The sequence below is a fragment of the Methylobacter sp. genome, assembly GCF_004322395.1.
Lineage (GTDB): Bacteria > Pseudomonadota > Gammaproteobacteria > Methylococcales > Methylomonadaceae > Methylobacter_A.
The window spans coordinates 1-22024 of the sequence record NZ_SCTW01000030.1; the positions used below are offsets into that span (position 1 = coordinate 1).

Below are 22024 nucleotides of genomic sequence, written 5' to 3' on the forward strand. Positions count from 1 at the left end.
CAAAGTCCAGTCATTCCGGCCATCGGGGTTACCAAAAGCAACCTCAAGCTCCCAGCGGACATGGGTGCGCGGCGGAATCGCATACGCATTAAGCTGGGATCTGGGATGGCCAATACTGGTGCCATCGCCCGCGTTATACCGGGTCATCGTGGTAGGGATACCGTTTATAGTCTGCTTAGCAACCCTTCCGGGGAATCCGGCATTAGTTATCTGATTGCCATCAAGATTGTAATCGCCGGAAAGGGGGGGCGTGAACGATCTGGCAAAAACCGGATCCCACCCCACCATCTGGCCGGGGTCGGGCTCGCCCGTGGTTGGATTGACAAAAGGGACGTTACCGCTGAAATCATTTCTTCGGGGTACGCCCCACAATGGGATCGTAATGAATTTATTCTGAATATTCACCACGTAAGGTTCTTTTGCAATAAATGGACTGGTTGTGCTGGCGCCCGGATAATTCATCTGGGAGCCAGGCATCGTTATAGGGCTACATGAAACTACCCCTATTCCGCCTACCAGAAATAACACACTGTAAAACGTATGCCGGACGAACTCCTGTTGAAATAACTTATAAGCCCCAACCATATCGTTTATATAGGGTCGGAGTTTCCGGGAAAAGCTAGGGCCCGCTGTTGAAAAGCTGGTTAAGGCCGTAAGCAAAAACACCAATTTGCCGGATTTATTCATAATATTACCTCTATTACACATAATCAATAATTTACAAGACACTCAATGTCTCTTTATCTAATTGAATTATATAGAAAATAACAATAAATCATGCCGTGCCTTCCATTTCAGCCTGCAATAGGCTTTCCAAAGAATCCGCTTAAACCGGAGTGTGGAAAAATCACAAAAAATGCGAAGGCCTTAAAAAAATCACCTACCTAACGAGGCGACCTTATTATAAATGTGGGATCTAACGTAAACGGTACAGCGTTATCGTGATGACTGACGCTCCCGAGAATGCCTAAGCTAAAGTTTCATGCCCAAAACGCCTATGAGCCGGGTACAAAATGCTTCTTTGCTGGATATGGCCGTCGCAAAAGTACGGAGACTTTATAAGGATACCATGATCGGTACATTAGAAAAAGGCCGGTGGCTCATGCAATTCAACCCTGGATTAGCCGGATTGAACCATGAGGAAGAAGGGATGTTTAATGCCCTGCTGGCGGGTATATCATTGGCGACCAAAGAGCCGATGGTTGCGAAAATTTGTCTTGAGCATCCCTGCCCAAGACAAGCGGAAGAATTACGCAACAGCTCGAATGTCCTGCATCCCTCAGTACTTAAGCTCTGCGTTCAATTGTACAGTTGATTATTACAACTTTTTCAACTTAATGGCCAGAAGAGTGGAAACAGACCATCATTGCACTCTTCTTAGCTAACACTATCCGTATCATTCTTGAACATTAAATTTAAATACGTTTTTCTCCTATCACCATAATGTACGGAAGCTGGCAACAAAAGAGTTATAGATAGCGCCTCCGCTATTTTTGGTAACGATTTTGTAATAATACGTAGTTCCTCGAGCCAGTCCGGCCAGTCTCACCGCATGATTAGTCGATAAATTGCTAAAAGTAACGGACGAATTCATGCTAGTGGCACTGGTTCCGTAATAGACCACACCGCTGGAAGGAACATTGGTAGTCCAGTTAACATAAGCTTCGGTAGCCTTTATACCGCTTACCCATTTAGAAGTTATGCTGATTGCACTTGCCCTATCAACTTTAACGGTGTTACTTGATGCTGATATATTACCGGCTGCATCGTAAGCTTTGACCGTATAGTTGTATATTGCTCCTCCTGAAGCAGTGCCTCCTACAGCAGAAGTATCGGTATAGCTGGTCGTAGCGCTCGTGCCGATTTTTGTGCCGTCACGGTAAATATTGTAACCGGCAACACCCACATTATCAGTTGAAGCACTCCACGTCAGATTGACTTTTGACGAGTCGGAAGTTGCCGCAAGATTTCCAGGAACCGATGGCGCAGTTGTATCAGCCGTCGTAGGTGGCGTAGTTGGGGTAGTTGGCGTAGTAGGGGTGATACCAATTGGCGTATTAGCCGCACCTACTGGGAACACAATCATCTTGGCTGTTTTCCAAAATGCAGCACGCGTTTGGTTGTACGCTGACTTTTGATTCCATAAATACACACCGAAGGTCCACCAATGAGGGTTCGGCCCCGCTGCCAGGGTAGGCCCTGCTTTCTCTATGGCTAGCGCGTTATTGACATAAATTTGCAAAAGACCCTTGCCCCCGTTTGAATTCGACCGTTCATCCAGGAATGCATCGATAACGATGGGTATCGTTTTATGTCTGGGAATTCCTTTAATCCTCCCTATTGACACCGGACTGGTCGCTCCTCCGGTTCTTTGCATAAAAGTGATCATCAACTTGGAGGGATCGCTGGAATCGGTATCGACGTTCGCTGCCAACGGCGGATTGTGCTGGTTCGTACTGTGTATTTGCCAGAAGAGCGCGGGGCTTGTTCCGGACGGCGTCAAATTCCAGTCATTCCGGCCATCGGGGTTACCAAAAGCAACCTCAAATTGCCAACGGACATGGGTACGCGGCGGAATCGCATACGCATTAAGCTGGGTTCTGGGGCAGCCAATACTGGTACCATTGCCCGCGTTATACCGGGTCATCGTGGTAGGGATACCGTTTATAGTCTGCTTATCGACCCTTCCAGGGAATCCTTTATTAGTTATCTGATTGCCATTAAGATTGTAATCGCCGGATAGATAGGGCGTGAACGATCTGGCAAAAACCGGATCCCACGCCACCATCTGGCCGGGGTCGGCCTTGCCCGTGGTTGGATTGACAAAAGGGACGTTACCGCTGAAGTCATTTTTGCGAGGTACGCCCCACAATGGAATTGTGACCGATTTTCCTTGGATATTGATCACATAAGGCTCTTTTGCAATAAATGGACTGGTTGTGCTGGCCCCTGGATAACTCATCTGGGAACCAGGCATCGGTAGGGCGGATGAAGCCACACCTATTCCACCTATCATTAATAACACACTGTACAACGTACGTCGGACGAACTCCTGTTGAAATAGATTATAAGCCCAAACCATACCATTTATATATGATCTGAACTTCCGGGAAAAGCTAGGGCCAGCTGTTGAAAAGCAGGTTAAGGCCGTAAGCAAAAACATCAATTTGCTAGATTTGTTCACAATATTACCTCTATTACACATAATCAATAATTTATAAGACACTCAATGTCTTTTTTTTATATCTCATTGAATCATATAGAAAATAACCATAAATCATGCAGTACCTTCCATTTCAGTCTGCAATAGGATTTCCAAAAAATCCGCTTAAACCGGAGTGTGGAAAAATCACAAAAAATGTGAAGACCTTTATGAATTTATTTATACATTAGGAAAAAGTTTGCAAAAATCGCGGATCTCTTCTTACCCAATATATCGAAATCATTTCTATACAATTCGGAGCAAAGTGTATGGGTGGAATATTAATGTTTGCTTAAATTTACGTACTTTTACTTAAGTATTTTTACGTACGTAATTCTACTTATTCGAAAGCTATTCATTCTCTTTCAGAGCAGCATGTAAAATATTATTAAAATCATTAGCTTAACGATAAAACACCGTCTATGAACCGGATATCAAAACGCTGTGCTGCTTGGACATGGCTATCAACGGTTGCGGCATCCGCTGCGACCACGGACCCAATATTGAACTGTGATTTGTACGTTAAAAGGCTGGCAGCCTCATACAAATCAACCTTTGATTAGCTGAATCGGGGGCGAGGGGATGAACGGGAAGTCAGAATGAAGCCCTCATCGGCTTACTCATCAACAAGGTTGAATTCGGGCAAAATATTTACACTTGATTGCAGGTTTCACTCCCAACTCTTTTAAGGAACGCTGGGTGATGAATTCCAATTTTTCAGGTAGTTACTGGTAGTAAACTAAGATGGTAACCTGCTGTAAAAGAGGCGCATGTTTTGAGTGCGTGAGACAAAACGCAAAAATTTTATTTTTGACATCAAGCTCTTGAAGCGAATGCGAATATGCAATCCGGTGAATGTTGAGATCAAGATTATGGATGCATCCGATGCAAGTTAGTTTAGGAAAATACTATGAGGGCAGGCATTCAGCCTGTTTGATGATCCTGAAAAGAGCAGTAGAGCCACGGATTTACACAGGTGAACAATGGGTTACATGAGTTTTTTTCGGCACCCGTTGGGTGAACCGCTTAGTCTTGCATAACTCAATGTAGTATCGGCGTTTATCTGTGTAAATCCGTGGCTAACTGATTTTTCTAGGATAATTGATTATCTGAATTCAAAGCCGCGTTTGGCCGAGCCTGAAAGCCGGGTTTCAGATAGCGTTTAAATATACGCGTAGCACGAACGAGGATATATGCGAAACCACGGGCAAAGACTGAAAAGTTCTTCTTCAAACAAGCCATAAGCTTATTAAATGATGCTCTCTCCAAACACAAAAACCATCGTAACTAAGGTTTGGCAAACTTGCAGCTTATAGGAAAATTTTTCTTATTGACTATTGGAATATAAGCGACCCCACAGCAAAACGGTCAATGGCGTCAAACAAGAGCACTGTTTGCCATTCTTATCGTTAGGTCATCGCCCATATCGTTTACCGCACCGTCTGTTTCCTCCGAAGCACCGGAAACCGGACATTGCAACAAAGCGCCGTAACTTAAAAACGGCGCTAAAGCCTTTGCCATCTTTCAAGAATTGTTAGACCATATTCGACGGGTTAAATACCTTAAGCCTAATATGTGTGTGAATTAGAAATCAAGATAGCAGAGGAAGCCTTACAAAAATTTACTATTATCGTAATTCCGTTGGACAATACGGCTCGGATTGCCGAGCACCAAGCAGTTATTAGGAATATCCTCAGTAATTACTGTGCCAGCGCCAATGGTGGCGCCATCCTCTACCCTAACATCTGCGTATATCTGAGTATGGGCACTAATAAATACCCCGTTGCCAATCACTGGTCCCCTATCCGCACCTTCAGCCGGCCCCAACTTGACCTGCTGATAAATAGTGCAACAAGACCCAATACGGCAATTTCTTACCTCAATTCCCCCGAAGTGATGGATATAGAAACCGGCAGCAATATCCGCACTTTGATCCAGATGGATATCATAGGCCTTGCGTGCACAAACAGACAACATCCAGTAAACCGGATAAAGAGGAATAACAATGAGCCAGCCGAAGCTGTATTTGCGCACGCGCCCTAACCAACGCCCAAAGCGGTATATCAACAGCACCTGAAATCCTTCACTTGCCCATAGCAAACGCAGGATATCAATTGCATGGACGAGCCCGCTCCGATGAATACATCGCATCGTGTCTGCCCGAACGTTCTCGAACATTTATCCTCCTGCCCGTTTTGCGTTTACATACTGTATGGCATTCACGTCCTGGCGTTCCCGTAGCTCGGAATTATCAAAATTCCGCAACACTACCCGTGCGGGGTTACCCTGAATTACAACGCCGGCAGGGATGCTTTTGGCAAGCACGGTACCCGGCAGTAGCGTGGCGCCATCGCCGATTCTGATAGCACCGTAAATCACACAATCCGAACCAATCCAAACATTGCGCCCAATTTCCGGGCAGTCATTATTAATATGGCTCACCCCGATGGTCACTCGTGTGCCAACTACTGTGCCGGAGCCTGTTTTTTTGGCTCCGAAAACAATATATCCCTGATCGGAAAAACAAACGCCGCCTTCAATTTCAATGTTATGGCGAACATCGCTTTTGCTACTGATCTTAATTGCTAACTTAAGCGGAACCAGGGGAATGACCATGACGTGGCTGAGCCACGCGCGCCAACCGCCATTCTTGCGCATTAAATACGACCAGTGAGTGATGCGATGCATCAGCATCAATCGCAAACCGGGGGATGTTGCCAACAACCATGAACATGAAGCCAAACTCACGGGCCGGCCTTGCCAGCGCCGCCGATGGACAATTTCGATATCCCTGCTCACCTTACTAATCTGAGGAGGGTCACGGCTTGCGCTTTTTTGAAAGCTCTCGACACGCCCCTCTCTTGAAGGAGCAATAATAGGCGTGGGATAAAAGCCGTAATCAGTATCCGTACTGGGCATATCTATTGGCCAACTGGATGATTGATAATTCTCAGGAAGATGATGACTATCTATACCGGCCTGCACTTGCTCAGGTAAATGGGCAAGTACACCTACCTGCAGTTGTTCAGGTAAATGGGCAACGTCAATCTCCTGCGCTATCTTGTTCATCTTGTTACCATCTGCTTAGTAGCAAGAGAACTGACAAAGCTCAGAAAGTTGCCGGCTACCAACTCCTGTCCTCGCTCGTTGAGGTGGCCGCCATCATTTGTAAGTTCGGGACACAATTCCTCGACCGTTTGCCCATTAACATCCGCCCGGCAGTATTTGCCGGTCGATTCAGTCTCGGCCTTAGCCAGATCAAACAAGCGGCCTGTCGAACCGTATTGCTCGCGAAGCAGCGTATTAAACTCCGTACGTTTGACATTATCTAAATATCCACTGGGCTGCTTGCCTATAAGTTGTTTGATCCAGGCCTTTGGCCCGGTTTGTACCACTGTCAACGGTGCGGTTACCGCTACGAAGCTTATGTCAGGATGCCTCTGAGCCAAGGATTCGAGATTGGCGATGTACTCTTTTGCGACCTGCCGAGCATCAGTATCGGCATTAAAATCGGCATAGCATAGCTTCATTAAGGCTATGTCTCCCCCTTGAGCGGCGCCGGCATCAATAGAGGCTGCAAAGTCCCGAATCTTGGATATCGGGTCGCCGTTCTTGCCGATGAAAAAATGCCTGATGCCCTTGCCATCAGATGCTGACCGTTGTTCATGAATATCGATCTTGATATCGTCCTGAGCGGCTACTCGCTCTATGCCGGCAAGGATATTCTCACCCACCGACTGGTGACCGAAAACCACTCGTTTCTGCTTCAATGCTTGCCATTCCGGCATGCTAATTTGCGTTGTTGCCATTGATACTTCCCCTTGTTTGGATTGATTGCACCCCGGTATTACCAGCATTGTCATCACAACCAGTAGCCACCTTCTAGGTATATTCGCTATCGTCATACTCTTGTCTCCGTTTGATGTTATGCAAAGGTTTACTTTCAGCCAAGTTTCGGTGGTTTAGTTTTCGGGCCAATCACTGTCTCAATTGGAATCGCAGGCCAGTGCAGCATAGCAGTGGTTTTACGCTTGGCTTCGATGTCATTGTAAATAAACTCCGCTTGAGCAAGATCAACACCTAACTCCTCCGCTAACTGAGAGGCTGGTTTACCGTTGTTGTAAGCTAGTAAAGCAATATCCATTTTGTCGTAAGGTAGTGCAAAATAGAATTCGTCTTGTCCTTGTGTCATGCTGTAGGTATCGGTGGTGGGCGGAGCATTACAAATATCCTCGGGAAGCTCCATATAACGCGCCAAAGCATAGACTTGCGTTTTATATAAATGCGCGATGGGCTTTACATCGGCCGAGCCATCGCCGTTTTTCACAAAAAAACCTTGATCGTACTCTAAACGGTTGGGCGTACCGACGACTGCATAGTGCAAACGATCGGCATGAAAGTATTCAGTGGTTTTGCGCACCCGTTGTTTGAAATTGGTCGCGGCGACGATTTGCAGATAATTCTTCGAGTCTAGTCTTTCCTCGAATACTTTCCCATCCGGCGATTGCACCACCAGTTTGAAATAATTGAAAGTTCCTGCCTGGCCACCGGAGATAACGATTTTGTTTTTCCATTCTGAAGTGTAACTCGGAAAAACAGCACGAATGGCCTCGTCGCGCCAGTGATAGCACCATAAGGATTCCAATACAGGTGCGATATCGAACTCCTCGTAAGCGATGCCGAGTTGTTTTGCCACCATGCGACCGCGGATAGAGCTTTCGGAGGCGGAATCGCGCTCAGGCAATAGCAAACCAAAAACACGCTCGCACCCGACCGCGCGTACGGCCAATGCAGCACAGACAGCGCTGTCTACACCGCCTGAAATTGCGACGATAAGTCCACGGCGATGCAGGTGGCTGCGTAACAGCTCACGCAGGCGCTCGGTAATTCGAGCGATTTCGGCGGCTTCATCCAGCTTAAGCATTGCGTTAAGGTTTATGGGCACGCTTTTTAGCGCGGTATTAAGACTTGTAGGCATAGGTAAACTCCTTAATAATAAATTATTCTAATTCGGCAAGTAACGCGCGTACTGTTCCATAATCAGCTTGCGGGACAACTTGCCGTTGGCTGTGCGTGGCAATTCCGGCAACAACAGGACGTGTTTAGGCACCATATAGTTTTCCAACCGCTCGTTACAAATATGCTTAATTTGTTGTGCATTCAGTTCTTCGCCTTCGCGCGTAACAACAAAGGCGCACACCGCTTCACCGAGTAAGGGGTCGGCGATACCGGCTACTACCACTTCCTGTACAGCAGGAAGACCGTAAATTGCATTTTCAACCTCTGCGGGGCTGACTTTTTCTCCACGGCTTTTGATGATCTCGTCGCTGCGCGCGACGAAATATAAATCACCATCTGCGTCGCGCCGGAAGAGATCGCCGCTTTTTAACAGCAACTCGCCTGGCAGTAGACCGGGCACCAACACTTCGGCGGTCTTTTCCGGAAGATTCCAGTAGCCCTGCATCAGGTGCGGACCACGCACATATAAATTAGCAACTTTGCCCGGCGGCACCGGCTGGCCGTCTTCATCCAGCAACAGTAGTTCGGTACCGGGTATGGCGCGTCCTACCGATTCCGGTTTGATCCCGGCTAAGGCAGGATTCAGATAGGCGCTACGGATGCATTCGGTCTGTCCGTACATCTTGTATAAACCAGCGTTAGGGAACATCCTCAGGATACCGCGAATAAATTCCACGGGCAGTGCCGCTGCGGCGTTGGTAAGTCGCTGTACGCTAGGGAAGAGCAGCGGTTGTTTGGCATCCAGTGCAAGCATCATGGCAAATATTGTAGGTACGCCGGCGAAACTGGTTACTGCCTCGTCATTCATGCGCTTGAACACCTGCGCCGGATAAGTAAACGAGCGTTCCAAAACTAGGGTTGCTCCGGCGCGCACCGCAGAAAACCACTGAAAAAGGCCATAGCCGAAATTGAGCGGTAAAGTAGAAAGCAGGCGGTCATCGGGTGTAAAACCCAGATACTCATTGATACTGTCTAACACAAACAACAGCGACTGGTGAGAATGCATCACCCCCTTGGGGAAGCCGGTAGTGGCGGAAGTATAGATTAGCGCGGCCAAATCCGATGCGATTGCCGGCTGTGGCGGCAGTGTGGCCGGCATGTCGGCCATAGCATCGTCCAGATTTTCAACTCCCATCGGCAATGCTTTGGACTCGGATGCACACAATACTCGTAGCGCCGGCAACTGCTTTGCCACCGGGCCGAAGATATGTGCGAAATGCGCTTCGCTGAGCAATACCCGGGCGTCCGAATCGCGCAGGATAAACGCCAGCTTATCCTCCTTGGTTTGGATATTAATGTTGACGAATACGCCTCCAGCCAACAGCACACCGTAGATTGACGAAGCGCATTGCCAAGTGTTGTCCTTGAAAATTGCTACACGGTCACCACGGCGCACGCCGCATCTGCGCAAGACATGGGCGAGGCGGAGAGCGTAATCAGTTACCTCGCGGTAACTCATTCTCGCCCCACCGGCAATCAAAGCGGTATGCTCAGGAGAGTGCGCGGCAGTAGTGAGCAAGGTATCTTGCAATAGTCGGGACATCGCGGTCACGCTTCTTTTTTAGGCAGCGGCAACAGCAACAGATTGCTTGCGCATGATAAAAGTAGCCAGATTGTCTACGGAATCCAGATTGACCGGAAGCATTTCATCGTCGTTTACTTTAATGCCAAAGGTTTCTTCAATGAAAAGTATGATTTCCATAACCCCGGTAGAATCTATAATGCCTCCGTCAAGAAAGGAATCACTATCTTGTAAAGCTGATTCATCTTCGGTGAACAGGAGACTTTCCAAAATGTATTGTCGAATAATTTTTTTCATATTCAAATCCGTAATCTAGTCAGGTTAAAGAAGAATAAGGGGCGCCCGTTTCGCGAGCAGTTTGAGGAAATTGTTCAATAAAAAAATAGTGGCATAACTGTGTGGAAAGAACGCCCACCAACGCCATATTATCTTTGTAAGCAATTGAACTGCCGCGGTTCGCCTTCTTAAGCAGGAAGCCGACTTTTCGAGCGTCGAAGTAGCCGTAGCGCTTAATTTTTTCTTCGCTTAGCAAATCATTTACATAGTCCGGCGGATGTGCAGAAAAAAAAGCAGGTATGTCCGGGGCGTGATAAGGCTGTTTGTGACGTTCAATAATTTGCCGAGGTAACTGATTTTTCATGGCTTGCTTAAATAGATACTTTTCGTTGAGAACACGCATTTTTAGACGCGGATTCAAGCGATTGGCGAACTCAATTACACGATGATCCAAGAAAGGGAAACGCCCCTCTACTGAATTGGCCATCAGCATACGGTCTCCCTGGGAACATAATAAATAGTTGCCCATCAGCGTTTTAGCTTCCAAATATTGTGCACGGTTGAACGAATGCCAGCGGTCGAAAGCAGCAGGCAATTGCTCGGTCAGCCGATCGGCAGCATTCTCGCGCAACGTAGCGTTGAGTTCCTCCGAGAAAAAGAGTTTGCACTGGGAAGTAGTGAACCACCGGGTAAGATGACTGAAACCCGGCTGATTAGGTTTGTCCAAACCGATGCTGTAATAGTTGCGCAAGTAAGTTTTAGCTTGGGTGCCGGGGGTTTCCAGGTAGGGATACAGCACCTTGAGCAACAGAGGCCGCCATTCGGACTGAGGACTTTTAGCCCAGAATTGACGAATCTTGGCTTCCTTAAATAAGTCATAACCGCCCAATGCTTCATCGGCGCCTTCCCCGGTAAGAACTACCTTGTAGCCTGAAGCGCGCACCAAGCCGGACAGCTGCCGCATAGGCGAGGGGGCAGTGCGTAGAATAGCTGTTTCAGTGTGGAAAATCGTGGCTGGAAAATTCTCGGCAATATCGCTGTTACGGCAAAATATCCGGCTGTTTTCGACGTCAAGATGTTCGATCAATTTCTGTTGGAAGATTGATTCATCAAGAGACTGTTCTTCAAAGCCAATGGAAAATGTCTTGAGCGGAGCGTTTGAGTGGCGGCGTATTAGCGCTACTAACGCAGAAGAGTCGAGTCCACCTGAGAGATAGGCTCCGACCGGCACATCCGCGCGCAAACGAATGGAAGTGGCATCGGCCAGCAGATCGTACAACTGCTCGGCCAAGTCGGCGTCCGAGCCCTGATGATAATCGCCTTGTTCGGGAAAGCGCCAATCCCAATAAATTGACTCGCGCAAACGGCCGTTTTCCAGCACCAGCATGTGCCCGGGCGGTATTTCGAAGATGTCTTCAAATAGGGTATTAGGGCTGTGTGGCGCCCAAAAAGTGAATATCTGATCCAGTGCAGCCGAAGAGATGCGTGGCGCTTCCGATAGCTGGGGTAACAATGCCTTAATTTCCGAAGCGAACAGCAATCTATCGCCTTGACGCGTATAGAAAAGCGGTAAAATACCGACTCGATCACGTACTAACAGCAAACGTTGGCGATTGCTATCCCAAAGTGCAATGGCAAATTGGCCGTTCAGGTGTTGTATAAAATCGTCGCCATATTGTTCGTAGGCATGGACGATAACCTCGGTATCGCTCTGGGTATAAAAGCTGTGTCCCTCTTTGAGCAAAGTCTTGCGTAACTCGAGGTAATTGAATATTTCGCCGTTGAATGTGACCCATACAGTCCGATCCTCATTGTGCATTGGCTGAGCACCTCCGGCAAGGTCGATGATGCTGAGGCGGGTATGGCCCAATCCGATGCGTTGACAAGGATCAAGATAGATACCGCTACCGTCAGGGCCGCGGTGGCGCAGAGGGGGGAGCATGCTGCTCACATCTTTCTCATCAATGCTGGTCTGCCGCGAAAGAGCTGCAATACCGTTAATTCCACACATGTATATTCCTGTCTACCTGATTGGTTAAGCGTTGTCCAAAACAATGAGATTTGAATAACTTAAACAAATCATAAAGAGCAGAAATGACTGTTGGTCGCTCATTGTGAAATGTACGAGCTAGCAAATCCCGTTCCTAAAAGAACCTAAAATTATTATAAGTAGGACAGATGAGAAAAAATATTCGTGGAAACACTTAGGGTATTGCTGGTAGTTTCATCGAAACCGAATAAAAACCGATGCCAATGTCGTGGCTTTTTGCTGCGGGGAAATAAAGAAACGTAATGCCAGTGAAGCGGGTATGACAAGTCTTAGCGGTTGGACGTTTTGACCAAGTTGTAGCGTCAGCGGAAGCTTAGCTGATTCCGTTTCGGAGTGTGTTATATGAAATTAGCGAAACGGAAGTTAAGTACCTGATGTTACACAGTTAGCCAAAGGAGTCGCTAGTGCGACAGTTATTTGAATCGGGGTCTCGCCCCCGAAGGCGAGTTACTTTCTTTTGCGTCGCCAAAAGAAAGTAACCAAAGAAAAGGCGACCCGGTTGCCGCTTGCTTCCTGCGTTCCTCGCTTTCACCGAGGGTTGCCAGAAGGGCCATCCCTGGCCCTTCGGCAACGCGCTGCATCCATGCAGCGCCCCTACGGGCTGTTCCCGATGAAAGCTCCGGTACTCGGCGCGGCATACGGGATTCAATCCGTGCTATCGTCACTAACCTTCCGCTCGTTCCCACGCGCTGCGTGGGAATGCAGTTAAAGGCGCGCTGCGCCGCGAGTTGAACTCATCCTTGCTCTACATCCAGGCAGTGCGACAAACAGGGCAAAAACTATCTGTGCGTAACATCAGTTAAGTACTTTAATGTTGTTACTGATATCGGCTCAATCGATGCGACCAAATATAATCCGCTGATTGGTAATAGGCCATATTCTCCATTACCAACGGAAGGGCTGCATCCATATCCAACTGCTTATGTATTCCTAAAGGGTCGTCAATCACATCGACTTTCTGTTGGGGCGACAGATACACCAGTTTATTGTCCTTAAACAAGCCCAATTTCTGGTAATTGCTGACTAATGCCCTACCCTCCTCTTTATGCATCTGCATAATATCGCGTCCATAAAACTGGCTTTCATAGCTAAGGTTTAAAAACCCAAGCACGGTTGGAGCGACATCAATCTGGCTGGACACGATGTCATTTCTAATGGCCGGTACATGCTTCGGCGAATAGATAAACAACGGGATATGGTATTTGTCGACGGGCAGCTCGGTTTTGCGCGCACTGCCGGCGCAGTGGTCTGCCACTACAACAAATACGGTATTATCAAACCAGGGCTTGGTTTTGGCCTGTTCAATAAATTGATGTATCGCAAAATCGGTATATTTGACCGCGCCCTGCCGACCACTGCCTGAGGGTAGATCAATCTTGCCGTCGGGATACGTATAAGGACGATGATTGCTGGTGGTCATGATCTGAAAAAAGAACGGCTTATTGTTCTGAAAATCCTTGTCGGCTTCTTTTAAGGTACGGTTAAAAATGATGTCGTCCGAAACGCCCCAGGCATTGGTAAAGGTTAGTTCCTCTTGGGTAAAATCGGTCTGATCGACGATACGGTAACCGTTGCCGGAATAAAACGCGTTCATATTGTCAAAATAGCCCCGGCCGCCATATAAAAACGCGGTATCGTAGCCCTTTTGCTGCAATACATGGCCCAAGCTGAATAAATGCCCGTTATCTGGCCGTTTGACGATAGCTTGGCCGGGCGTCGGCGGAATAGATAAAGTTAAAGATTCAAGCCCCCTAATAGTTCGGGTGCCGGTCGCGTAGAAATTAGTAAACAATAGCCCTTCTTTAAACCATTCATCCATATACGGGGTGATGTTCTCTTTACTGCCGAAGGTCGCTAAAAAATCGGCGCTTAAGCTCTCGACGGTAATCAAAATAATGTTCAGGCGTTTTTCTTCGCCTGCCGGTTTAATCATGTGTTTGATGTTGTATAAACTCTCGGAGACATCCTCAACGCCCAGTTGTTTTTTGATAACAGCGGATAGCTGCCGGTCATCGCCTACCTTGTAAAAATGCCGGTAATCCAGTTCGTTATTTCTAAACGCCGAAAAGAACTGATAAGGACCGTTGGCAGCCAGTTCATTAAGATAAGTATTGGTTGAAAACTGATACCATGTTGAGCCTACAACTGCGTAGCTTATAACCGGCAACAACAGTAAAGCTCCGCTAATTTTCAGCCGGGATAAAAACGATTCTTCAGCCTTAAACGTACGCGACAGCGTTTTTCTTACCAATAAAAAACAAATCACGGTAATAACTAAAATACCCGACAACAGCCAACCCAGCGGATAGGATTCAATGATATTGCTGACCACCTCATGGGTGTAAATCAGGTAATCAACGGCAATAAAATTAAACCTGACCCCGAACTCATCCCAAAATGTCCATTCCGACAACTCGACAAAAAACAGCAGGTATAAACAGATAAAAAATACGCCGAAACTTATTATTTTATGAATTTTGCTTTGATAAATACGGTTCGGCAGAACTAGCAGATACAAAACAAAAGGAATCAACAAATAACTGAAAAAAGCCAAGTCGTGGACTATCCCAATCAGGAAAGCAAAAATAATCTGGTAAAAAGGCGAGTCGATGTCAAGCCATTGTTTGATCAGCAAAGCCACCCTGAGCACTGCAAAAGTGGCTAAATTAATCAATAAGAACAGCAATACAATAGTAAACCGTGATCTAGAGAATGCGTTTATTACGCCCATTTAATTTCTTCCTGGAAAATGACATCGATAAAACTAACGTGAAAAATCAGCACAAAACCAGCGAAGACACGCCGTGATTTAACAAATCCGTGCTGAAAAGTGTTGAAAAGGTGGCTGAAAAAAGCCAAGCCTTATTTCGCAGACTGTTAGCGCTTAGCGGCATGACTTACGCTAACCATTTTTTTATAAGCTTATTCGCCAGCCGTTATTTTTTTAAGAAAAACATAAGCATAAAAAACGGCTATACAAAAAATACTTGCAAAGATGATTTCTAACATCATGACAGTTCAACTCCTAGCTTGTACGGTTCAATTTGCACTTGTGAATATGTATCGCATTAAAACCACGATAAATTCCACAGAGACCTACAAACTATAAAGCAAATTATACGCCAAATACGATGAATCCCACTATAAGCTTATAAACCAGTCAATTATAAACATCAGCAGGCGATGGCTAAATAACTAACGGTTGAAATAAACCTGTAGTTTTGGTTTTTTCAACCATAATTTATACAGCTTCTTCTCGAATCGACGAATTGATGAGTAGGTACCTCGCCACTTTCTGAACATATGATTTATTGAACCAGAGTCAGTGCAGACGCCTAATGATTTTTGACTCCCCACCCTACTCTCTCGGCAACTGCTCCTGCATTGCTCTCGATCGCTGTTCCAGACGCGATTCTACCTCCTGCGTCCATGCAGTCGTGCTCACGCCCCTTACCTACATCCGTGCAGGCAATGCAGAGAAATGATCCAGTCATTTCTCTGCATTGCAAGTCATCCTGCCGGAGAGGGAGGTTGTGCTTCACGCTGAATAGTTATAATTATCTAGGGTTGCCTAATTGCTCAGGACTAAAATCATCCACGCTAATAACTGCAAATCGGGCCTTTTCGGCGGTCAGTATCAACTCGGCTTCTTTTTTGCTGATAATGGCCTTGCTGATCCCCGCATCCAGCACATCCAGGATCGCTCCTTTCGGAAGCTGTTTTTGCTTTTGTGCGGCTTGAATCTTGGCTTCTACAGGCATCGCGTCAAGCACGGCCTGGAAAGCGACTTCAATCCTGCCGGTCACGTCATCGGGCTTATGGTTGATGTAAATGCCGTGGGTTAAGCGGTCGCGAGTAGCGGAATTTTTCAGCAGTAGCGCCGCAGTCTGGTGAACCAAATAATCGGCTGGCGGCGCGTAGGGTTTGCCGCTGGGGAAAAGGAAAAACCTAAGCAGATAAACCAAGGTGCGCCTAGGCAAGGCCTGGAAAATAGCCCTTAATACGACAGCCGGGATATGTTCAGGCAATGCATGAAAAATATCCAATAGAGATTGATGGGCACAATGCAGTGTTTGTTGACAGGCCCAATGCAATAACGGCAAGTCATCTTGCGGACTGCCCTGATCTTGGTAGTTTTTAAGTACGCAGGAACACAGATAAAGATTGCTCAACACATCGGCAAAACGCCCTGAGATTCTTTCCTTGCGCTTCAGCGAGCCGCCCAACGTCAGCAATGCAAAATCTGTGACCAGCGCAAAGCCGACGCTGAGCCTGGCAATCTGACGGAAATATCGCTGGGTATCTTGATCGCCCGGCACATCGACAAAACGAGCGTTACTGAATCCCAGCCAAAAACCTGCCGCCAGATTGTGCAGCACCAATCCGATATGCTCAAACAGCACTTCATCAAATTGCTGTAACGCCAAATAGGGATTCTCCTGGCCTAAAGCTTCCATTTCTCGCTGGATGCAAGGATGGCAACGTATCGCGCCCTGGCCGAAAATCATCATGGTACGAGTCAGGATATTGGCGCCTTCGACGGTAATGCTGACCGGAATCACCTGGTACATGCGCCCGAGGTAGTTTTTAGGCCCCAGACAAATACCGGAACCGCCTTGTATGTCCATACCGTCGTTAACGACGCGGCGCATTCTTTCGGTGAGTTCGTATTTGATGATCGCGGAAATGACCGACGGTTTTTGCCCGTCATCCAGAGCAGCGGCAGTCACTTTGCGCGCCGCATCGATAATATAGGTTTGACCGGCGATGCGCGACAGCGGCTCTTCAATGCCTTCAAACTCGCCTATCGGCAGGTTGAACTGCTTGCGAATACGGGCATAGGCGCCGGAGTTGCGGCTGACCATTTTCGACGCACCGGTGCTGAGCGCAGGCAAGGACACGGCCCGGCCGGTAGCAAGACATTGCATCAGCATTTTCCAGCCGTTGCCGACCTGCTCTTTGCCTCCGATAATCCAGTCCATCGGGATAAACACGTCTTTGCCCCAGTTCGGGCCGTTTTGGAACGCTGAATCCAGCGGAAAGTGGCGTCTGCCTATCGACACGCCTTGGGTATTTGTCGGAATCAGCGCGACGGTAATGCCAATGTTTTCGTTGTCGCCGATCAAATGGTCCGGGTCGTAAAGTTTGAATGCCAGACCTAATACCGTGGCGACCGGGCCTAAGGTGATATAGCGTTTTTCCCAGTTAAGCCGTATACCCAGCACTTTGTCCTTGCCTTCGAATTTGCCGTAGCAAACGATGCCGGTATCGGGCATCGCTCCGGCATCGCTGCCTGCATGAGGGCCGGTTAATGCAAATGCTGGGATTTCCTCGCCTGTTGCCAGACGCGGCAGATAATGATTTTTTTGCTGCTCGGTGCCGTATAACAGCAATAATTTGGCGGGACCTAAGGAATTGGGCACCATGACCGTAACGGCCGCGGTGGTGCTGCGGCTGGAAAGTTTCATCACCACTTCGGAGTGTGCATACTCGCCAAACTCCAAACCACCGTATTGCTTGGGTATGATCATGCCGCAGAATTTATGCCGCTTGATAAAATCCCAGACTTCGTCCGGCAAATCAAAGCGGTTACGGGTAATGTCCCAGTCATCCAACATGCTGCATAATGTTTCTACCGGGCCGTCTATGAAGGCCTGTTCTTCGGCGTTCAGTTTCGGGGCGGGCAAATCCAGCAATACTTTCCAATCGGGATTGCCTGAGAACAATTCCGCATCCCACCAAGTATTGCCTGCTTCCAGCGCTTCGCGTTCGGTTTGCGACATTTGTGGCAGCATTTGTTTCATGAGCCTGAAAATCGTGCGGCTGAATAATAGTTTGCGGATAGCCGGAAAATTGAGCGGGATAAAAACGGCGTCGAAAACAACCCAAAGCAGGAATACGAGAATGCCTTCCTCAAGTGTCAAAGAATAAAGCCCCAACCATCCGGCCACAACCAGCGTAGTCAAATGGATAGACGCTCTGATATAAGCCAGAACGCCGAGGATAATGAGGAATGAGATTAACCAGATCATGGGGATGCTCCTAAATCACTTGTTACATTTTTGTCCACGAAAGACACGAAAAGCACGAAAATATTTAAAACCATCGTTCCCACGCTCCGGCGTCCCGTTTCACTAGACAACCACTTTACGCTAGTTCCCAAGCTCCAGCTTCGAGAGACGGGAAGCTGGAGCTTGGGAACTAGCGTAACGTTGCACGTTAGACCTTCCAGGTTTTAAAAACCTGGAAGGTCTGTATATCGGCCTGTTTCTCGCCTAACGCCAGGTAAGGGACTGTCGGAATGACGACATCCCGCCGATACTTAATGTATAACGATGAGCGCTTGAGCATGCCGCACTCGACGCTGGAACGTCTCCACTGCATTTCCACGCCGGAGCGTGGGAACGAATATTTTCGTGTCTTTCGTGCTTTTCGTGGACAACATCAATTGCGCAACGGCTTGCCTGTTTTTAAAAGATGCTCCAACCTCGCTAGAGTCCCCGGCTGCTGAACCAAATGCAAAAACGCGTTCAGTTCCAAATTTAACAAATCGTCTTCAGTCAACGGTTCGGTGATGTCGCACAGACCGCCGCTGAGCACGTCTGCCAATTGCTGCGAAATTTCCACATCATAATCCGTTATCTTGCCGGCCAGCTTGTAATTATGGATAACGGCGTCCATTGCGGCCCTGGCACTAGCGCCGGGCAGCTGAAAACTGGCGTGTTCAGGCGGCGTATAATCCTGGACCAACTTCAACGCTTTGGCTTTGGCGTCAGCCAATAAACGGTCTTTATTCATGGTAATGCCATCGGTTGTGGACAAGAACAGCATCTCCTTGGCTTCCGCTGCCGATTTGGACACCTTGGCCATGCCTATCGTTTCAAAAGCCTGGGCAATGGCTGGCATCGGGCCGCCCGGTCGTCTCGAAAACTCCAGCCACCGTCGTAAATATTCTTTGCAGCCACCCCAGCCCGGAACCAAACCTACGCCCACTTCGACCAAGCCGATATAAAGCTCTGCATGGGCCTGAATAGCATCGCAATGCAGCAGGATCTCGCAGCCGCCGCCCAAGGCTAATCCTGAAGGCGCAGCCACCACCGGAAACGGCGCATACTTTAAAGCCCGATAAGTCTGTTGCCCCTGTTTGATTAACTGCTCTACCGCAGGCCAGTCTTGGGTGTGGATGGCCTGCACCAGTAAGGTTAAATTAGCTCCGGCTGAAAAATTGTCGGCATCGTTATGGATGACCAATGCAGAAAAATCGGCTTTGACCTTTTCGATGCTTTGCCGAACCATCGCCAGACTATCCATATCCAGCGTGTTCATTTTGCTGTGAAATTCCAGACAGGCCACGCCATCGCCAATATCCCAGAGGCTGGCCGATGGGTTTTCCAGCACTGCCGGAGCCGACAGTTTAATATCGGATAACAGCAAGACGCCGCCTGTACGGCGAACGGGTTGATAGTTTCCAGACAAATCGACATACAATCGCTTGCCGGAATCAACCTTGTACATATTATGACGACTTGCCAGCAATGGCGGCACATTGCGATTTTCTGCACTCAGCCGATCAACAAACCAATCCACACCTATCCGATCCAGCAGTTCGAACGGCCCGTATTTCCAGTTATAACCGAGCCGCATCGCAGTATCGATAGCAACGATGTCATCCGCAATCTCGGGGATCAGCCCGGCGCTATACGCCAAGGTATTGGACAACACGTTCCAGCCGTACTGGCAGACTATCTCGTCGCTCGACAAAAAAGTTCTTAATTCATCTTGGGTCTTAGGCAAATCCGGCAACGCAAATTTCTCGCTAGATTGGTAATCGCCGGTTTGCAGGTTAATCGATTCTTTGACCCGCTTTCCGCCGGTTTCATTCAACCGGTAAAAACCGCCCTTGCCTTTCCTGCCGGTGTAACCGTCGGCTATCATGCGCTGAACCAATGCCGGAAGCGTGTTGACCTGATGAAACGCATCATCCTTCCGCAAGGCCAGCTTCATGCCGTCCAGAATATGGGGAATCAAATCAAGCCCGACCAGGTCCAGCAAGCCGAACACGCCGGTTTTTGGTATGCCGAAAACTGTCATCACCGCATCGGCTTGCTCCACGGTTAAACCCAGTTTGATCGCCTCCAGCAAGCCGTATTGAAGCCAATAAACGCCGATCCGGTTGCCGATGAATCCCGGCGTGTCTTTACAGGTAACGCTGTTTTTACCCAGGTGAGTGTCGGCAAAACGGCTGACGGCATCGACCAATTCCGGCCGGGTTTGTGTGCTCGAAACCAGTTCCAGCAGCCGCATATAACGGGGCGGATTAAAAAAATGGGTGATCATGAAACGTTGCTTAAAGCTGTCCGGCATATCGCGAGTTAACAACTTTAGCGGCAATGTCGAAGTATTCGATGAAACCAGGGTATCGGGGCGGCAGATATTATCCAGTTTTTGATATAGCGCCTGTTTGATGGACAAATCTTCAACCACTGCTTCAATTACCCAATCGACATCGGCCAGCCATGATAGGTGGTCTTCAATATTGCCCGGCGTGACCAGTCGAGCGTTATTTTTATGCATGAATGGAGCGGGATCGACTTTGAGCATTTTGGCAATGGCCGACTCGGCAATGGTGTTTCGGTTATCGGTATCCTTAGGCACAATATCCAGTAAGAAGACGGGAATACCGGCGTTGGCGATCTGGGCGGCAATACCGGAGCCCATAACCCCTGCCCCGATGACTGCGACTTTTTTGATGTCGCTTTTATTGACGTCCATTAGATAGCCTCCAAAATAGTCGCCATGCCTTGCCCACCGCCGACGCACAAGGTAGCCAGAGCAAAACGCTTGTTTTCCCGTTTTAGCAGGCTGGCGGCTTTGCCGGTAATTCTGGCGCCGGATGCACCCAGCGGATGGCCTAAAGCAATTGCGCCGCCGTCCAGGTTTAATTTTTCCAGGGGTATCGGCAAGTCTTTAAGTACCGATAAAGATTGCGCGGCAAATGCTTCATTCAGTTCGACGATGTCGATGTCCTGCAAAGTCAAACCGGCGCGTTGTAAGGCTTTATGGGTCGCGCCAACCGGGCCTATGCCCATGATTTCCGGCGCACAGCCGGATACTGCGATGGCCTTAATTCTGGCAAGCTTTTCCAAGCCGTGGGCGTCGGCATATTCTTCGCTGCATACCAGCACAGCGGCCGCGCCGTCGGTTATCGGCGAGGAAGTTCCGGCGGTTACGGTACCGTTTTTAAGAAAAGCCGGTTGCAGTTCGGCAAGTCCCTGTAATGTTGAGTTCCCCCTGACACAGCCGTCAAGCTGGACAATCTCGCCGTCAGGCCGCTTAATCGGAACAATCTCTGCGGCGAACGAGCCTCTTTGCTGAGCCGCAGCGGTTTTTTGCTGGCTGGCCAAGCCAAAAGCATCTTGGGTCTGACGATCGATATGATACTGCGCCGCCAGGTTTTCCGCCGTCTCGCCCATGCTGATATAAGCTTGGGGATAGGTTTTATAAAGGTCGGGATTAGGCAGGAAATTGAAGCCGCCCATCGGGACTCGACTCATCGACTCGACGCCGGCGCAGATAAACACTTCGCCGGCGTTCATTTGGATCATGCCCGCCGCATTATGTATGGCCTGCATTGAGGAGCCGCAGAAACGGTTAATGGTGGTGCCGGCTACACTGGCAGGCAGTCCGACAAGATGAACGGCTATTCGCGCCAGATTCATCCCCTGTTCGCCTTCCGGAAACGCGCAGCCTAGAATTAAATCTTCAATATCCTGCGGATTAACGCCGGTTTTATCGATTAAGCCTTTGACGACCTGTGCGACAAGATCATCCGCTCTTACTTTAGCCAGCTGGCCTTTTTGCGCCGGTGTGAAAGGCGACCTGCAATATCCTGCGATAACTACACTTTTCATTTCATCATCTCCTATATCTGATTCTGTCCACGAAAGGCACGAAA

At 48.3% G+C, this 22024-nt stretch carries 15 protein-coding genes and 1 pseudogene; 1 reads left to right on the plus strand and 15 read right to left on the minus strand.

The annotated features are described in order from the left end of the window. Nucleotides 1–462, minus strand: a pseudogene (locus EPO18_RS04880) (hypothetical protein); the annotation flags it as partial. Nucleotides 463–982: 520 nt separating this feature from the next. Here EPO18_RS04880 and EPO18_RS04885 point away from each other — a divergent pair. Further along, entirely contained in the window at nucleotides 983–1315 is a 333-nt protein-coding gene (locus tag EPO18_RS04885) for a hypothetical protein (RefSeq protein ID WP_292431301.1), read from the plus strand. A 120-nt stretch (nucleotides 1316–1435) separates the two neighbouring features. On the opposite strand, the gene EPO18_RS04890 is transcribed toward EPO18_RS04885, so the two are convergent. The 14 genes from EPO18_RS04890 to EPO18_RS04955 all read right to left on the minus strand — a co-directional run bounded on the left by EPO18_RS04890 (nucleotide 1436) and on the right by EPO18_RS04955 (nucleotide 21980). Continuing rightward, nucleotides 1436–2998 (minus strand): fibronectin type III domain-containing protein, encoded by a 1563-nt coding sequence (locus EPO18_RS04890; RefSeq protein ID WP_292431304.1) that lies wholly within the window; start codon nucleotides 2996–2998, stop codon nucleotides 1436–1438. A gap of 1581 nt (nucleotides 2999–4579) precedes the next feature. Next, nucleotides 4580–4723: a hypothetical protein gene (locus EPO18_RS04895; protein ID WP_292431306.1), complete on the minus strand. Its 144-nt coding sequence runs from the start codon at nucleotides 4721–4723 to the stop codon at nucleotides 4580–4582. Nucleotides 4724–4813: 90 nt separating this feature from the next. Further along, a complete protein-coding gene (locus tag EPO18_RS04900) occupies nucleotides 4814–5380 on the minus strand; it encodes a serine O-acetyltransferase (protein ID WP_292431309.1) in 567 nt (188 codons plus the stop codon). Continuing rightward, nucleotides 5381–6271, minus strand: a complete 891-nt coding sequence (locus EPO18_RS04905; RefSeq protein ID WP_292431312.1) for a hypothetical protein — start codon at nucleotides 6269–6271, stop codon at nucleotides 5381–5383. Continuing rightward, nucleotides 6268–7011: a hypothetical protein gene (locus tag EPO18_RS04910; RefSeq protein ID WP_292431315.1), complete on the minus strand. Its 744-nt coding sequence runs from the start codon at nucleotides 7009–7011 to the stop codon at nucleotides 6268–6270. The genes EPO18_RS04905 and EPO18_RS04910 overlap by 4 nt, the downstream gene beginning before the upstream one ends. Before the next feature lie 134 nt (nucleotides 7012–7145). Beyond that, nucleotides 7146–8180 (minus strand): NAD(+) synthase, encoded by a 1035-nt coding sequence (nadE, locus tag EPO18_RS04915; protein WP_292431317.1) that lies wholly within the window; start codon nucleotides 8178–8180, stop codon nucleotides 7146–7148. A 27-nt stretch (nucleotides 8181–8207) separates the two neighbouring features. Beyond that, nucleotides 8208–9764 carry a class I adenylate-forming enzyme family protein gene (locus EPO18_RS04920; RefSeq protein WP_292431320.1) on the minus strand — a complete coding sequence of 519 codons (1557 nt, stop codon included), beginning with the start codon at nucleotides 9762–9764 and terminating at the stop codon, nucleotides 8208–8210. 18 nt (nucleotides 9765–9782) lie between these two features. After that, entirely contained in the window at nucleotides 9783–10040 is a 258-nt protein-coding gene (locus tag EPO18_RS04925) for an acyl carrier protein (RefSeq protein ID WP_292431323.1), read from the minus strand. Nucleotides 10041–10059: 19 nt separating this feature from the next. Further along, complete coding sequence (asnB, locus tag EPO18_RS04930; RefSeq protein WP_292431326.1) at nucleotides 10060–12030, minus strand: asparagine synthase (glutamine-hydrolyzing); 1971 nt, start codon at nucleotides 12028–12030, stop codon at nucleotides 10060–10062. Nucleotides 12031–12886: 856 nt separating this feature from the next. Then, entirely contained in the window at nucleotides 12887–14800 is a 1914-nt protein-coding gene (locus EPO18_RS04935; protein ID WP_292431329.1) for an LTA synthase family protein, read from the minus strand. Between the two features lie 826 nt (nucleotides 14801–15626). Next, a complete protein-coding gene (locus EPO18_RS04940; protein ID WP_292431332.1) occupies nucleotides 15627–18101 on the minus strand; it encodes an acyl-CoA dehydrogenase in 2475 nt (824 codons plus the stop codon). Nucleotides 18102–18288: 187 nt separating this feature from the next. Continuing rightward, nucleotides 18289–18453: a hypothetical protein gene (locus EPO18_RS04945; protein ID WP_292431334.1), complete on the minus strand. Its 165-nt coding sequence runs from the start codon at nucleotides 18451–18453 to the stop codon at nucleotides 18289–18291. Nucleotides 18454–18513: 60 nt separating this feature from the next. Next, nucleotides 18514–20841: a 3-hydroxyacyl-CoA dehydrogenase/enoyl-CoA hydratase family protein gene (locus EPO18_RS04950; RefSeq protein ID WP_292431337.1), complete on the minus strand. Its 2328-nt coding sequence runs from the start codon at nucleotides 20839–20841 to the stop codon at nucleotides 18514–18516. Continuing rightward, entirely contained in the window at nucleotides 20841–21980 is a 1140-nt protein-coding gene (locus EPO18_RS04955; protein WP_292431339.1) for a thiolase family protein, read from the minus strand. Before EPO18_RS04955 ends, EPO18_RS04950 begins: the two co-directional genes overlap by 1 nt. Between the last annotated feature and the right edge of the window lie 44 nt (nucleotides 21981–22024).